We start from the raw sequence: 13,505 nt of genomic DNA, 5'->3' as shown, positions 1-13,505 counted from the left end.
GGAATGGTTCGGGGACGAAAGGCGGTGCCCGAACAGGGCGGGTGCCCGGAGGCTCGATCCTCAGCGCACCAGCGCGGCCCGCCGCAGCACCTTCTCGACCCGCTCGCGCTCGGAGAGGACCTGCCCCGTCTCCGGGTCGACGGGCACGACCTTGCCGTCCACGGGCTGGGTGACCACCTCGCCCCGGGCCTCGGGCGCCGGGTTCCCCAGGAAGTGCGGCGCGTCCACCAAGCCGATGCTGACGGCGCGGGTGAGGGTGCCGGGGTCGGTCAGGGGGTCCGCGACGCCCGCGGGCGCCAGGGAGGCGATTGCGTCCAGGAGCACCTGGGCCTCGGAGAGCAGCTCCTCCTTACGAGCCCGCACCCGGGGGTCGGCAGTGAGATCCGGGCTCCCGCCCAGCGCGTCGCGCACGACGCCGCGTGCGATGCGGCAGCTCTCGACGATCTCGGGCGCGGTGGCCGCGTGGTCCGCTTCGCTGAAGGCGACCACGTGGAGGATGTGGGGTCTCAGCGCCATCTGGAGGAAGGCGGAAGCGGCCAGGTGGCCCTTGGCCTCGTTCAGGTCGTGGGGGTGCGACCGGAGCCCGACGCGTGTCTCCCGGAAGACCTGAAAGCCCGGCCCCTGAAGGGACTCGATCAGCTCCACCTTCGCCAGCATCTTGGCCAGGTCCATCGCGAACGACGTCTCGGGCGGGGTGTTGAACATGTACTGGGCCACGTAGTGGCGCACCCCCGCGGCGCGAGCGTTGCGGGCGGCCAGGTACGCCATCACCACCGCCACGGTGTCGTGGGCGTCCCTGAGGCTCCAGTGATGCGACTCGTTCATCTCCACAGGGATGCCGCGGGCCGCGTGCCACCGCATGGCTTCCTGGGCCTCCACCAGCGTCTCGTGCAGGGAGCGGTCTGAACGCCCGTCCAGCACGCTGTACCAGGTGAGCGGGATGGCTCCCCAGGCCAGATGGATCGTCTCGTGCAACACCTCGGCCATGCGGATCAGGTCGCGGGTGCCCGAGTAGGAGCGCATGAGGGGGTAGTTCCCGGTGCGGGACGCCTCGTAGAGGGCCCGGAACTGCTCGGGCGTCCGTACCGGAACGCCGCCGGCGCCGTCCTGCTGCGGGTCCGCCTGGTCGGGGTGGAAGAAGTGCTCCTGGGTGTTCTGGTCCACCCCCAGGGAGATGACGTCGAGGCTCTCGGACTCGGCCAGCACGCGCACGCCGGCCAGGGTCTCCTCGTAGCTGGGCTGGCCGTAGTGGTGCCGGATGATCGGCTCGGGATGCCGGGCCGCGACCCGCTCGGGCAGGGATTGAGGCCAGGAAGGGGTGCGGTCCTCCAGGGGCACGCCGCGGAGGTACGCCTCCACGGCCTCGGGCCCTTCGCTCCCGTCGAAGGTCCGCTCGAAGAGACGGATGCGCTCCGCCAGGCGGCAGACGGGGGGCGTGCCCCCGAAGACGAAGCGGCGGCGGGCCAGGCCCGCCTCCCGCACCCGGCGCTCGAAGGCCCGCAAGACGTTGGCCGCCGCCTGGGGGGAGAGCCGGTAGCTGAGGGCCACCACGTCGGGATCGTGCTCCCGGATGGCGTCCACCACCCGCTCCGGAGCCACTGCGGGCCCCAGCATCACCGTGCGGTACCCCGCGGCCCGCGCGATGCGGAGCACGGCGTGCAGACCGGCCACGTGGACGCAGTCTCCGATGGCCGCCGCCAGCAAGGTGCGCGGCGAGCGACGCTCCTGGGTCATGCTCCTACCTCCTTTGACGGCGGATGGGCATTCCCATGCTAACACGCTCGGGGGGTGGGGTCAAACGAGGCCCGCCCGCCGGGCGGGACTCCCCGGCCCGCGCGGTCGCACGCGGCGCCAGACTTTTGCAAGCTGCGGGCAAGGGTGGTGCAAACCTCTCGTGGTAGCCTGAAGACGAGGTAACGAAGGACTCTGGTGCCTGAGACGGCGAGCGTTCCGGGAAAGGGTGAGATGGATGGCCATGGTGCAGCCGAAGGCGACCGAAGCGCAGGTGGAAGGGTTCGAGATGCGCCGCGGGGGCAGAGGGGCCTCCGTGCTGGCCTGGCTCGTCACCGGCCTCTTGACCACGAGCATGGCCGCCATGGCCGGTGCGGCCCTGGCCGCGCTGATCCTCTTCCTGGTGGGGATCCTGGGCTAGGCGGCCGGGATCCCGAGGCCCTCTCGCACGTCGAACAGCGAACCGCCAAGGCCGGCTCACCGGAGCCGGCCTCGTCGTTCGCATCCTTCCCTTTGGCTCATGTGGGGTCGCGACGCGTCAGGGAGTCAGACCTTCGCCTCGGAACCGAAAAGGCCGACGACGTATGAAAGAACCGCCGCGACGACGATGCTGCCGATGACGTTGGCGCCGCCCAGCATCCAGAGCCAGGAGCCGAGGTACGCTGCGCCGACCCAGGCGCCCACCAGCCCCACGATCAGGCTGAGCCACCAGCCGCCGGGGTACTTCTTGCTGACGGCGTACTGCTGGATCAGCCAGCCGACCACCAGGCCGACGACCACCACCGTCACCCAACCGGCCGTTTCCATGTGCGAGACCCTCCCTCCCTGGTCCAAGTGGGGCGGGCCCAAGAGACCCAAGAGATCCCGAACCCGCCACCCCGACCAACCACTACCATCATAGACCGTCGGCTCCCGGATGTCCACCGCGCGCTCGAAAACACGGTTCTAGCGGCCTGGCAAAGGGATCCGCCGGCTTTCGACAATTTGTTACCTCCCGTTCACACAGGAGCAACTGCATCGTAACTGGTTCCCGGTAGGCTGATAGCGGTCCGTGGACGAGTCGACCGCGCGCGGTACGGAAGCTACTTTCCGAGGAGGGTCCAACGCTTGAAGTCGCCTCGACGCATCTTGGGGGCCATGCTGGTAGGGGCCCTGGTTCTGACCCCGCTGGCAGCGTCGGCTCAGACGCTCCAGCTCAACGGCGCCGGCGCCACGTTTCCCTACCCGATCTACTCGCTCTGGTTCGATACCTACCGTTCGGTGAAATCGGGCGTCCAGATCAACTACCAGGCGATCGGCAGCGGCGGCGGCATTCGCCAGATCACCGCCCAGACTGTGGACTTCGGCGGTTCCGACGCCGCCCTGAGCGACGAGCAGCTGGCCGCCGCGCCGGGCGAGCTCTTGCACATCCCCACCGTGATCGGCTCGGTGGCCGTCGTCTACAACCTCCAGGGGGTCGACACCGGCCTCAAGCTGTCGCCTGAGGTGCTGGCCGACATTTACCTGGGCAAGGTCACCCGCTGGAACGACGAGAGCATCGCCCAGCTCAACCCCTCGGTCAAGCTGCCCGACCTGGCCATCGCGGTGGCCCGGCGCTCGGATGGCAGCGGCACCACCAACATCTTCACCAACTACCTGAGCGAGATCAGCGCCGAGTGGAAGGAGAAGGTCGGCGCTGGCACCTCGGTGGCCTGGCCCGTGGGCCTGGGCGGCCAGGGCAACGCCGGCGTGGCCGGGCTGGTGCGCCAGATCCCCGGGGCCATCGGCTATGTGGAGATCGCCTACGCCCTGCAGAACAAGATGTCCTACGCCGCCCTGCAGAACCAGTCGGGCCGGTTCGTCCTGCCCTCCCTGGAGGCCACGAGCCTGGCGGCCAACAAGCCGATGCCCGAGGACCTGCGGGCGATCATCGTCAACACGCCGGACCCGAACGGCTACCCCATCGCCGGCTTCACCTGGCTCCTGGTCTACAAGGAACAGGAGGACGCCAAGAAGGGGCAGGCGCTGGTCGACTTCCTGTGGTGGGCCGTGCACGACGGGCAGAAGCTCGCTCGCCAGCTGGAGTACGCGCCCCTGCCGGCCAACGTGGTGAAGATGGTGGAGGAGAAGATCGCCTCCATCACCTATGACGGGCAGCCGCTCTTGAAGCGGTGAGCGTCGTCGAGTCGAAGCTCGAGGCGAGGTCGGGGGCGAGGGACGCCGCGCCCCCGGCCCCACGGCGCGTTCGAAGAACAGGGTGCCGGGTCCGGCCCCGGCGCCCGACAGGAGGCGTCTGATGAGCCTACCCATCCATCAAGCGCGAACGGTCAACCGGGGCGACCGGCTCTTCCGAGGAGTGCTGGTGGTCTTCGGCCTGTTGGTCCTGGCGGTGGCTGCGGTGATCCTGGACGAGCTCGGGCAGGTGGCGCGGCCCAGCGTGGCCCGCTACGGCCTGGGCTTCCTCACCGGCACCCAGTGGGACCCGATCCAGCAGCGGTTCGGGGCGCTGCCCTTCGTCTTCGGCACGGTGGTCTCGTCCGCGATCGCGGTCCTTCTCGCCGTTCCCCTGGGGCTGGGCGTGGCCTTCTTCCTCTCCGAGCTCGCGCCCCGCTGGCTGCGCGACCCGGTCTCCTTCCTGGTGGAGCTCCTCGCGGCCATCCCCAGCGTGGTCTACGGGCTCTGGGGCATCTTCGTGCTGGTGCCCCTGATCCGGGCCCTCGAGATGAAGATCGTCGCCAGCGGCCTCGGCTTCCTTCCCATCTTCAGCGGGGCGCCGTACGGCATCGGCATGCTCAGTGCCGGGGTCATCCTGGCCATCATGATCGTCCCGACGGTGGCGGCCGTCTCGCGGGAGGTTTTCCGGGCCGTGCCGGGCAGCCAGCGGGAGGCGGCGCTGGCCCTGGGCGCGACCCGCTGGGAGGCCATGAAGGTGGTCTTCGACTACGGCCGGGCGGGCATCGTGGGTGCGGTGGTGCTGGGGTGGGGAAGGGCCCTGGGTGAGACCATGGCCGTCAACATGGTCATTGGCAACCAGCCGGTCATCTCCCTCTCCCTCTTCTCCCCCGCGCACACCATGGCCAGCGTCATCGCGAGCGAGTTCAACGAGGCCGTGGTGCCCATGCACGTCTCCGCCCTGGCGGAGATCGGGCTGGTGCTCTTCGGGGTCACTTTTCTGCTGAGCGCCGTGGCCAGGATTCTCGTGATCCGGGTGGAACGCAAGGCTCGGGGGCGCAGCGCGGCGACAGGGGTGATCGGGGCATGATGGAGCCGGGATGCGTGGCGGCCCGGAGCACGCAGCTGGGGCTCTCGGAGCGTCAGGTGGAGCGGAGCGTGCGCCGGCGCCGCTGGCAAGACCGGGTCATGCAGGCGCTCATGGTGCTGAGCGTCCTGGTGGTGGTCACGCCCCTCTTCAGCCTGCTGATCTACGTGGGGCAGTCGGGTATCCGTGGGCTCAGCCTGGACTTCTTCACCCACCTGCCCAAGCCCGTGGGGGTGCCGGGCGGGGGCATGGCCAACGCGATCGTGGGCTCCACCATCCTGGTGGCGCTGGCCAGTGTCGTGGGCGTCCCGGTGGGCGTCATGGGCGGGATCTTCCTGGCCCGGTCCCACGGCCGGCTGGCGGACGCGGTCCGATTCGTGGCGCAGGTCCTCAACGGGGTGCCGTCCATCGTGGTGGGCCTGGCCGTCTACGGCCTGCTGGTGCTCCCCATGAAGACCTACTCGGCGTGGGCAGGCGGCATCGCCCTGGGCATGCTCATGATCCCCCTGGTGACCCTCAACACCGAGGAGATGGTCCGACTGGTGCCGCGCGACCTGAACGAGGCCGCCTTGGCGCTGGGGATCCCCGCCTGGCTCGCCACCCTGCGGGTGGTGGTGCGCACGGCCCTGCCCGGGATCCTCACGGGCATCATGCTGGCTGTGGCCCGGGTGGCGGGTGAGACGGCGCCGCTCCTCTTCACCGCCCTGAACAACGCCTTCTGGCATCAGGGGCTCTCCAACCCCATCGCGTCCCTGCCCGTCACCATCTACACCTACGCGGTCTCACCCTACGAGGAGTGGCACCAGCAGGCCTGGACCGGCGCGCTGGTGCTGGTAGGCATGGTGCTGGGGACCAACATCCTCTCGCGGATCCTTGGAAGGTCCCGCTACGATCGGCGCTGAGCGCGCCTCTCGGTGAACCCCGGCCCCGGCGCCCGGCGGTGCGGGGAAGAACAGGAGGTTGGGCAACGTGGCGGTACCCGTTCGAGTCGAGCACCTGAACGCTGCCTTCGGCGCCTTCCAGGCGCTGCACGACGTGACCATCACCCTTCCGGCCCAGACGGTGACCGCCGTCATCGGTCCCTCGGGGTGCGGCAAGTCCACCTTCGTGCGGTGCATCAACCGGATGCACGAGGAGTCGCCGGGGGGGCGGGTCTCGGGGCAGGTCTTCCTGGGTGACGAGCCCGTCTACGGCCCGGACGTGGATCCCGTTCGCATCCGGCGGCGGGTGGGCATGGTCTTCCAGCGCCCCAACCCCTTCCCGACCCTGTCCATCCTGGGGAACGTGGTGGCGGGCCTCGCCCTCCTGCCGGGCCGCCACCGGAACCTGGAGGCCATCGCCGAGCGGAGCCTCCGCCAGGCCGGCCTCTGGGACGAGGTGAAAGATCGGCTCTACGATCCCGCCCTCAGCCTCTCGGGCGGCCAGCAGCAGCGGCTCTGCATCGCCCGGGCCCTGGCGGTGGAGCCGGAGGTGCTGCTGCTGGACGAGCCCTGCTCTTCCCTGGACCCCATCTCCTCGGGCAAGGTGGAGGAGACGATCCTCCAGGTCGCCGAGCGCTACACCGTCGTGCTGGTGACCCACAACGTCCAGCAGGCCACCCGGGTCTCGCAGATGACCGCCTTCTTCCTCCTGGGGCACCTCATCGAGTTCGCCCCCACCGAGCAGCTCTTCACCAATCCCTCCCACGAGCAGACGGAGGCCTACATCACCGGTCGCTTCGGTTGATCGGCAGCGCCGGCGGGCGCGGGCAGGGTCCGGATCGGCCAGGTCGAATGGAGTATCAGAAGCAGCAGGCGCACCACCGGGGTGTCCGTCCCGGTGTGCCGCCGTTCGGGGAGGAAGGGAGCCATGCCTGTTCCGGCTCTGCTCGCAACCTTGGGAGCCAGCCTCATCGTCTTGCTGGCCGGGGCGCTGGTGACCGCGGTGGTGGCCGTCGCCGCTCCGGATCTCCTGAAGAGGGTCGATCGCCGGGTGCCCACGGCCGTGGTGGGGGCGATGGGGCTGGCCGTGGTGCTGGCCATGCTCTGGGAGCTGCTGGGCCTGGGCGCCTGAGGACCCATCCTCCTGTCCCCGCCGCGGGGAGGGTGGAGGGTGAGCGCAGCGAAGAGTGTGAAAGTGAGGGGTTTCGCAGGCGGGCGATGAGAGGGCATCGCCCGCACCGGCAAGGGGGCGTCTCGACGTGGGACGGAAGGTCAACTGGCAGCAGGTGCCCGCGCACCAGCTTCCCGTGGAAGAGCGCGCCACGAGCTTCGCCGAGGTGAACCAGGGGTACGCCTACGAGGAGGCGGTGCTGGAGGCCCAACGGTGCCTCCAGTGCCCCACGCCGTCCTGCCAGGACGGCTGCCCCAACGGCAACCCGATCCGCGACTTCATCGACCACCTGGCGGAAGGGGAGCTGGCGGAGGCCGCGGAGCTGGACTGGACCCGGAACGCCCTGCCCGCGTGCACCGGCCGGGTCTGCGCCTGGGAGAACCAGTGCGAGGGCTTCTGCGTCATGGCCAAGCGGGGGGATCCCATCAAGATCGGCGCGCTCGAGCGCTTTTTCGCCGATTGGGCGCTGGAGCACCTGGACCAGGTGGAACTCCGGGCCCCCGGCGCCCGGCCGCGCCCCGAGCGGGTGGCCGTGGTCGGCGCCGGTCCTGCCGGGCTGGCGGTGAGCCACTTCCTGGGGCGGAAAGGGTACGGGGTGACCGTGTTCGAGAGCTGGGCGGTCCCTGGGGGTGTGATGACCTACGGCATCCCCGAGTACGTGTTGCCCCAGCCGGTCATCGACCGGGAGGTGGAGCGCATCCGGCAGCTTGGGGTGGAGATCCGGACCGGCGTGCGGGTGGGGGAGGACGTCTCCCTGGACCAACTCCTGGAGGAGTACGACGCGGTCTTCATCGGCACCGGGGCCAACGAGGCGTCCACCATGGGCGTGCCCGGAGAGGACCTGGAGGGCGTCTGGACCGCCAAGGACTTCCTCATGCGGGCGCAGGCGGCCCGTATGGCCGACCGCCTGGGCGGCCGCCTGCCTGCCGAGCAGCTGGCCCCGCCCGCAGTGGGCCGCCGGGTGGCCGTGGTCGGTGCGGGCAACACGGCCATGGACGCCGCCCGCACCGCGGTCCGCCTGGGGGCCCAGGAGGTGTCGGTGGTCTACCGGCGTGCTGAGGAGCAGAGCCCCTCGCGCCCCATCGAGGTGGAGCACGCCCGCCTGGAAGGCGTCCGCTTCCAGTACCTGGTCAACCCAACCCGGTTCATCGGCGACGACCAGGGCCGGCTCCAGGCCATGGAGCTGATCCGCATGCGCCTGGGAGAACCCGATCGCTCCGGGCGCCCGCGGCCCGTTCCCGTCGAGGGCAGCGAGCATGTGGTGCCGGTGGACACGGTGATCCTGGCCATCGGCTACGCGCCCGAACGGTTGCTGGTGGAAGGCGGGCGGCTCGAGGCCACCTCGTGGGGAGGCCTGGTGGTGGATGAGGAGACGGGTGCCACCAGCCGCCCCGGCGTCTTCGCGGGGGGCGACTGCGTGACGGGGGCCAACACCGTCATCCACGCGGTGGCCGCCGCCCGGAAGGCGTCGGCCGCCATCGAGCGGTACCTGGGGGCCCGGGCGGTCGGGGAAGCCCCGTGGCCCCCGGCGCCCGAAGCGGTCCCGGTCTCAGGCGGAGTCGGCCTGCGCACCCCCCGGCGCGCGGCTGCGCTCGAGCGCAAGGCGCGCTAGGAGGTAGGAGAGGGTCGACTCGGCCCCCTCGTTGGCGTTGACGCGGTCGGGCTGGAGCCCGTCGCGGCACCCGCCCGTCTCGGGGTGGTAGAGGGGCTGGCCGATGGCGTTCCGCCCCAGGAACCACTCGAAGGCCAGCACCGCGCGGCGGTACCACTCGGGGTCGCGGGTGAACTCGTGGGCTGCCAGGCAGGCCTCCACCATGGCCGCCGCATCCAGGGGTTGCTGATCGAAACGGGCCATGGCGCCGCCGCGGCGGTGCCATCCCCGATTGCCCACGAGCTCCAGGTGGTCGTCCTGCCAGAGGAGCTCCCAGAGGAAGGAAAGGCTCTCCAGGCCTTTCGCGCCCCATCCGTCGTCGCCCGCGATCCGTGCCGCCGTCAGGAGGCCCTGGGGCAGCCGGGCGTTGGCGTACGCGAGCCGGTCCTCGAACCAGCGCCACTCCCCGTCGTGGGTCGCGTCGTAGAGCGCCTCCAGGTGACCCGCCAGGGCCGGGAGGAGCTCTCGGGCGGGCCCGGCCAGGGGATCGCCCGTCTCTGCCACGGCCCCGAGGCCCAGCAGGGCGTACGCCTGGGCCCGCGGGGCGGAGAGACGGGACAGGTGAGGCCAGAGGCCCGCCAACAACCGGCGGGACGGCAGCTCAACGGGGCTTCCCCCGAAGACGGCCAGGAGCTCGCCCAGGCCCCAGGCGGCGCGCCCCTGAGTGTCCTCGGCGCCCACCGCGTCCTCGTAGGACCGGTCGTACGCCACGTCGTTGTGGAACCGGCCGTCGGGCAGGACGGCGTACAGCAGGAAGCTCAGGTACCGGATGGCGAGGCCGAGACCCTCTCCCTCACCCACGGCCTGCAAACGAGCCGCCAGCGCGAGGGCCCGCGCGTTGTCGTCCACCGTGTAGCCCTCGATCGGGTTGGGGACGGCTCCCCAGCTGTGTTCCAGCAGTCCGGTGCTGTCCGTCAGCCGCCGAAGGTGGTCGAGCTTAAGGGGCGGCCAGACCCGATGGTCGTCCGGCGCGACGGCCACCGGCCTCCCCCCTCTCGGTGCCCATGGTGGCCGGGGCCGCCGGCAACGGCACGGGGCGAGCGACCCTACCCGCCGGCACCGGCGCCCGCACCGGCCCCGCGCCCGGGGCCGGGACCGTCTCTCGCCCTTCGGGCTCGGCCGCCACCTCGCGGAACACGTCCAGGTACTGCATGGCCACCGCCGGCCACGAGAGCTGCTTTCCGAAGGCCCGCGCGCGGTGCTGCAGGGTTTGGAGGAGCCCAGGCTCCTCCAGGAGCCGCTGCAACCCACCGGCCAGGGCGTCGGCGTCGGAGAAGGGGACCAGGAGGCCCCGGCCGTCGCCCAGGACGTCCTGGGCGTAGAGATAGGGAGTGGAGACGATGGCACGCCCCGCGGCCAGGGCGTAGGTGAGCGTGCCGCTGGAAATCTGGTTCCGGCCCGGGTAGGGGGTGAGGTACGCGTCGGTCGCCGAAAGGTAGAGGGCGATCTCCCCGCGGCTCAGGAAACGGTCCACGAAGCGGACGTGATCTTCCAGGTGAAGGTCCCGCACCCGCTCCTCCAGGCGCCGGCGGTAGCCGGACCCCTCCCCCGTGAGGAGCCGGGGGTGCGTGCGCCCCAGCACCAGGTAGAGGACCTCCGGGTGCACGATCCGCAGCCGCCCCACCGCCTCGATCGCATACTCCAGGCCCTTGCCGGGCCCGATGAGACCGAAGGTGGAGACGACCATGCGCCCCTCCAGGCCCAGGCGCGCCTTGGCAGTGGGATCGAAGGGCAGGCTGGGTGCACCGTGCCGGATCAGGCGGATCTTCGAGACCGGCACCCGGTACCGCTGGGCGAGGATCGGGAGGGCCGCGCGGCTCATCACCACCACCCGCTCAGACCGGCGCGCCAGCTCCTGGAGGATCCGGAGCTCCTGGCGGTTCGGATCGGGAAGCACCGTGTGCAGGGTGGTGATCAGGGGCCGCTCCAGGGCGCGGATCAGGTGGAGGACGTGCGCCCCGTGCTCGCCGCCAAAGATCCCGTACTCGTGCTGGAGGGAGACGACGTCGCACGAGGCGTTGATGACCCTGGCCGCCTCCGGGTAGGCCGCCGGATCCGCCTCGGGGATCTCCCGGGCCACCTCGGACGGGTACGGGTAGCGGGCGCCGTCGCCCATGGCCAGGACCCGCGCCCGCACCGTCCCGGCGGGCGTAGCCCGTTGCAGGCCTTGGATCAGGTCACGGGTGAAGGTGGCGATGCCACATTGCCTGGGGGGATAGGTGCTGACGAAGCAGACCGCACGCGCCATTTCACAATCTCCTTTCGCGATGTGCCGCCGCGGCGGGACCAGACCCGCCCGGGAAGGCATGGCCTGCCCAGGCGACCCGACCCCGCGCCGCGCCGGCTGCCGCACCGATGCAGGCGGCCGACGTGGAGGTTGTTCATGGCAGCGAGTGGCCTCCCCACGACGGGAGGACGTCCGATGGAAGAAAGGGGAAACGCTGGGTCCGGTCGACCTGGCAAGCCTCATTGTACCAGAAAGAGCCAACATGGGACAAACCCTACTCGCCCGGGGCCGGCCCGAGCCGGCTGTGGCTCACAGGTACGACTCGTACCCTTCCTCGGCGATCCTTTCCACCAACCGGCGCAGCTCCTGCGCCCGCTCGCGCTCGCAGACGAGGATGGCCTCCTCGGTCTCCACCACGACCAGGTCCTTCACCCCGAGGGCGGCGATCAACTTGCCGTTGGCGTGGACGATGGAGCCGCGCACGTCCTCGAGTACCACCTTGCCGCGCGTTAGGTTGCCCGCGGCATCGGTGGGAAAGACCCTGGTCAGCGCAGGCCAGCTCCCCAGGTCGTCCCAGGCGAAGCTTCCGGGGAAGACGAGGATGCGCTCGGCCCGCTCCATGACGCCGTAGTCGATGGAGATGGCCGGAAGGCCCGGATAGACCCGCTGCACCACTTCCCAGAAACGGGGGGTGCCCACCGCGGGCCGCACGGCCTCCAGCGGTTCGTGGATCTCAGGCAGGTGGCGCTGGAGCTGGTCGAGGATGGTGGCCACCCGCCAGGCGAAGATACCGCTGTTCCAGAGGTAGCGGCCGTCGCTCAGGTAGCGCTGGGCCCGTTCACGGCTCGGTTTCTCCACGAACGCCTCCACCAGGTACGCCGGGGCCCCGTTCACCAGCAGCCGTTCGGAGCCGTGGCGGATGTACCCGTACCCCGTCTCGGGCCGGCTGGGCCGGATGCCCAGGGTCACCAGCCAGTCGTCCTGCGCGGCCGCCTGCATGGCCGCGGTAAGGACCTCCTGGAAGGCGTCCACGGGGCGAACCCAGTGGTCGGCGGGAAGCACGGCCATCACCGCGTCGCCGCCCAGACGTTCCGCCATCACCACCGCCGCCAACCCGATGCAGGCCGCCGTGTTCCGGCCCACGGGCTCCAGGATCAGGTTCTCCTCGGGAAGCTCGGGAAGCTGCTCCCTTGCCTGCTCAGCATAGGACTCGGTGGTCACCACATACGTCTGTTCCAGGGGGATCAGCGCTTCCAACCTCGCCACCGTCTCCTGGAGCGGGCTCTTGCCGTCCAGGAGGGGCAGGAACTGCTTCGGGTACTTCCGGCGGCTCGCCGGCCAGAACCGCTCGCCCTGCCCGCCGGCCATGATGCAGGCTCCGATCACAACAGCATCCCTCCCGCGGCTCTCCCTTGAGGACTATTGGTCAGGGAAGCCCGGACTTCCTACCGAACCCCCCTTCCGGAAAGGACGAGGCCCCTGGCCTATCTCTGGGAAGCCATCCCGCACGTGAACGTCGCCCTCTGGGCCGAGGAGGGTCCCTGGCGCGAGGCCCTGGCCGCGTGGGCGCACGCCCGCAACGGCCGCCTCGTCGCCATGGGGGGCGACGTCCTCGAACCGGCGGCGCGGGCGCCGGGGGCAGCACCCGTCCTCGATGTGGAGGGGCTGCTGCGGCAGGACGCGGTGGAGGCGGTCCACCTGATGGCGCCGCCCGCCCGGGTCCCGCCGCTGGTACGGGCCTGCCTCCAGGCGGGCCGGCACGTCCTCCTGGCGAGCCCTCCACCTCCCGATCCCACGGCCCTGGAGGATCTGGTGCGGCGCGGCGGGGAAGGCGAGGCCATGCTCCTGCCCGTGGGGTCGCTGGCGCCCTCCCCCCGCCTGAGGCGGGTGCTCCACGCGGCCGGGAAGGGGATGGTGGGACCCCCGCGTCTCCTGGAGGTCCGGGCCGAGCAGGATCCTGCGCGAGACCGGGGGCCCGGGGACCCCGGCGCCTCCACGGATCCCCGCGCCGCCGCGGGCGGGGTCCTGCTTCGGCTGGGCCCCCCGTCTTCGGGCAACTCCCCGGCCTCTTGGGGGAACCCCTGTCGGTGACGGCGGCGCTGGCCAGCCTCCTGCGCCCCCTGGGCGTCGAGGACGTGGCGTGGGTGCACGTGCGCTGCACCCAGGGATGGTGCACGGCCAGGCTGGCGTGGGGGGACCATCCCCGGCCGTCCGTGGAGCTCACCGGGGCCGCGGGGAGCCTCCGGCTGGACGAGACCGGCACCCTCTGGTTGCACACGCCGGACCTGCTGCCGGGCGAGGCGGCGGAGCTCAAGCTGCCGGCGCGGCCGCCGGACCCAGGGGCAGGCCTGGACGCCGCGCTGGCGGCCCTGCGGCGGGGCGACCGGCGGGCGCTGCGGGAGCTGGCCGCGGGGCTGCGGGTGACGGTAGCCGCCTACCGGTCCGCCGCTACGGGGGAAGCGGTGGACGTGGCCAGCATCGGCGCCTGATCGGTGCCGTCCGGGGCTGGACACACGGGGCCGCTGCTGGGGAGGAAGGCCTGCCAGGCGGGAGGAAGGTACCGGCCG

Annotated in this window: 14 protein-coding genes; 9 read left to right on the top strand and 5 right to left on the bottom strand. The window is 71.2% G+C overall.

Annotated features, from left to right (window positions below; all coding sequences use genetic code 11):
• Positions 1-60: 60 nt before the first annotated feature.
• A complete protein-coding gene (locus LIP_RS14305; protein WP_068139842.1) occupies positions 61-1,734 on the bottom strand; it encodes a cobalamin B12-binding domain-containing protein in 1,674 nt (557 codons plus the stop codon).
• 235 nt (positions 1,735-1,969) lie between these two features.
• Here LIP_RS14305 and LIP_RS14300 point away from each other — a divergent pair, with 235 nt between their 5' ends.
• Entirely contained in the window at positions 1,970-2,152 is a 183-nt protein-coding gene (locus LIP_RS14300; protein WP_068139839.1) for a hypothetical protein, read from the top strand.
• A gap of 125 nt (positions 2,153-2,277) precedes the next feature.
• Here the strand turns inward: LIP_RS14300 and LIP_RS14295 are convergent, their stop codons facing one another.
• On the bottom strand, positions 2,278-2,538 hold the full coding sequence (locus LIP_RS14295; RefSeq protein WP_068139837.1) for a GlsB/YeaQ/YmgE family stress response membrane protein: 261 nt from the start codon (positions 2,536-2,538) through the stop codon (positions 2,278-2,280).
• Positions 2,539-2,838: 300 nt separating this feature from the next.
• Here LIP_RS14295 and pstS point away from each other — a divergent pair, with 300 nt between their 5' ends.
• The 6 genes from pstS (at position 2,839) to gltA (ending at position 8,672) form a co-directional block, all read left to right on the top strand.
• Entirely contained in the window at positions 2,839-3,885 is a 1,047-nt protein-coding gene (gene pstS, locus LIP_RS14290) for a phosphate ABC transporter substrate-binding protein PstS (RefSeq protein WP_198409566.1), read from the top strand.
• A gap of 121 nt (positions 3,886-4,006) precedes the next feature.
• Positions 4,007-4,972 (top strand): phosphate ABC transporter permease subunit PstC, encoded by a 966-nt coding sequence (pstC, locus tag LIP_RS14285; RefSeq protein ID WP_068139834.1) that lies wholly within the window; start codon positions 4,007-4,009, stop codon positions 4,970-4,972.
• Positions 4,969-5,871 (top strand): phosphate ABC transporter permease PstA, encoded by a 903-nt coding sequence (gene pstA / locus LIP_RS14280; protein WP_198409565.1) that lies wholly within the window; start codon positions 4,969-4,971, stop codon positions 5,869-5,871. The genes pstC and pstA overlap by 4 nt, the downstream gene beginning before the upstream one ends.
• Before the next feature lie 67 nt (positions 5,872-5,938).
• Entirely contained in the window at positions 5,939-6,694 is a 756-nt protein-coding gene (locus LIP_RS14275) for a phosphate ABC transporter ATP-binding protein (protein ID WP_068142121.1), read from the top strand.
• Between the two features lie 123 nt (positions 6,695-6,817).
• Complete coding sequence (locus tag LIP_RS14270) at positions 6,818-7,021, top strand: hypothetical protein (protein WP_068139829.1); 204 nt, start codon at positions 6,818-6,820, stop codon at positions 7,019-7,021.
• Positions 7,022-7,148: 127 nt separating this feature from the next.
• Complete coding sequence (gltA, locus tag LIP_RS14265) at positions 7,149-8,672, top strand: NADPH-dependent glutamate synthase (protein ID WP_082726386.1); 1,524 nt, start codon at positions 7,149-7,151, stop codon at positions 8,670-8,672.
• Here gltA and LIP_RS14260 read toward each other — a convergent pair.
• The 3 genes from LIP_RS14260 to LIP_RS14250 form a co-directional block, all read right to left on the bottom strand.
• Positions 8,610-9,692, bottom strand: a complete 1,083-nt coding sequence (locus LIP_RS14260; RefSeq protein WP_068139827.1) for a hypothetical protein — start codon at positions 9,690-9,692, stop codon at positions 8,610-8,612. The genes gltA and LIP_RS14260 overlap by 63 nt on opposite strands.
• A complete protein-coding gene (locus tag LIP_RS14255) occupies positions 9,649-10,959 on the bottom strand; it encodes a glycosyltransferase family 4 protein (protein ID WP_068139824.1) in 1,311 nt (436 codons plus the stop codon). Before LIP_RS14255 ends, LIP_RS14260 begins: the two co-directional genes overlap by 44 nt.
• 288 nt (positions 10,960-11,247) lie before the next feature.
• Positions 11,248-12,324 carry a mannose-1-phosphate guanylyltransferase gene (locus LIP_RS14250; protein ID WP_144440520.1) on the bottom strand — a complete coding sequence of 359 codons (1,077 nt, stop codon included), beginning with the start codon at positions 12,322-12,324 and terminating at the stop codon, positions 11,248-11,250.
• Between the two features lie 123 nt (positions 12,325-12,447).
• Between LIP_RS14250 and LIP_RS14245 the strand changes: the two genes are divergently transcribed.
• Positions 12,448-13,029: a Gfo/Idh/MocA family oxidoreductase gene (locus LIP_RS14245; protein ID WP_068139823.1), complete on the top strand. Its 582-nt coding sequence runs from the start codon at positions 12,448-12,450 to the stop codon at positions 13,027-13,029.
• Entirely contained in the window at positions 13,026-13,427 is a 402-nt protein-coding gene (locus LIP_RS14240; RefSeq protein WP_068139820.1) for a hypothetical protein, read from the top strand. The genes LIP_RS14245 and LIP_RS14240 overlap by 4 nt, the downstream gene beginning before the upstream one ends.
• The last annotated feature ends 78 nt before the right edge of the window (positions 13,428-13,505 follow it).

It is taken from the genome of Limnochorda pilosa (assembly GCF_001544015.1).
GTDB lineage: Bacteria > Bacillota > Limnochordia > Limnochordales > Limnochordaceae > Limnochorda > Limnochorda pilosa.
This window is presented reverse-complemented; position numbering and strand designations above follow the sequence as displayed.

Bases quoted from the DNA above. Each gene is read 5' to 3' on its own strand.
- pstC (WP_068139834.1), top strand. From the start codon at position 4,007: ATGAGCCTACCCATCCATCAAGCGCGAACGGTCAACCGGGGCGACCGG.
- pstA (WP_198409565.1), top strand. From the start codon at position 4,969: ATGATGGAGCCGGGATGCGTGGCGGCCCGGAGCACGCAGCTGGGGCTC.
- LIP_RS14295 (WP_068139837.1), bottom strand. From the start codon at position 2,538: ATGGAAACGGCCGGTTGGGTGACGGTGGTGGTCGTCGGCCTGGTGGTC.
- LIP_RS14305 (WP_068139842.1), bottom strand. From the start codon at position 1,734: ATGACCCAGGAGCGTCGCTCGCCGCGCACCTTGCTGGCGGCGGCCATC.
- LIP_RS14300 (WP_068139839.1), top strand. From the start codon at position 1,970: ATGGCCATGGTGCAGCCGAAGGCGACCGAAGCGCAGGTGGAAGGGTTC.
- LIP_RS14255 (WP_068139824.1), bottom strand. From the start codon at position 10,959: ATGGCGCGTGCGGTCTGCTTCGTCAGCACCTATCCCCCCAGGCAATGT.
- LIP_RS14270 (WP_068139829.1), top strand. From the start codon at position 6,818: ATGCCTGTTCCGGCTCTGCTCGCAACCTTGGGAGCCAGCCTCATCGTC.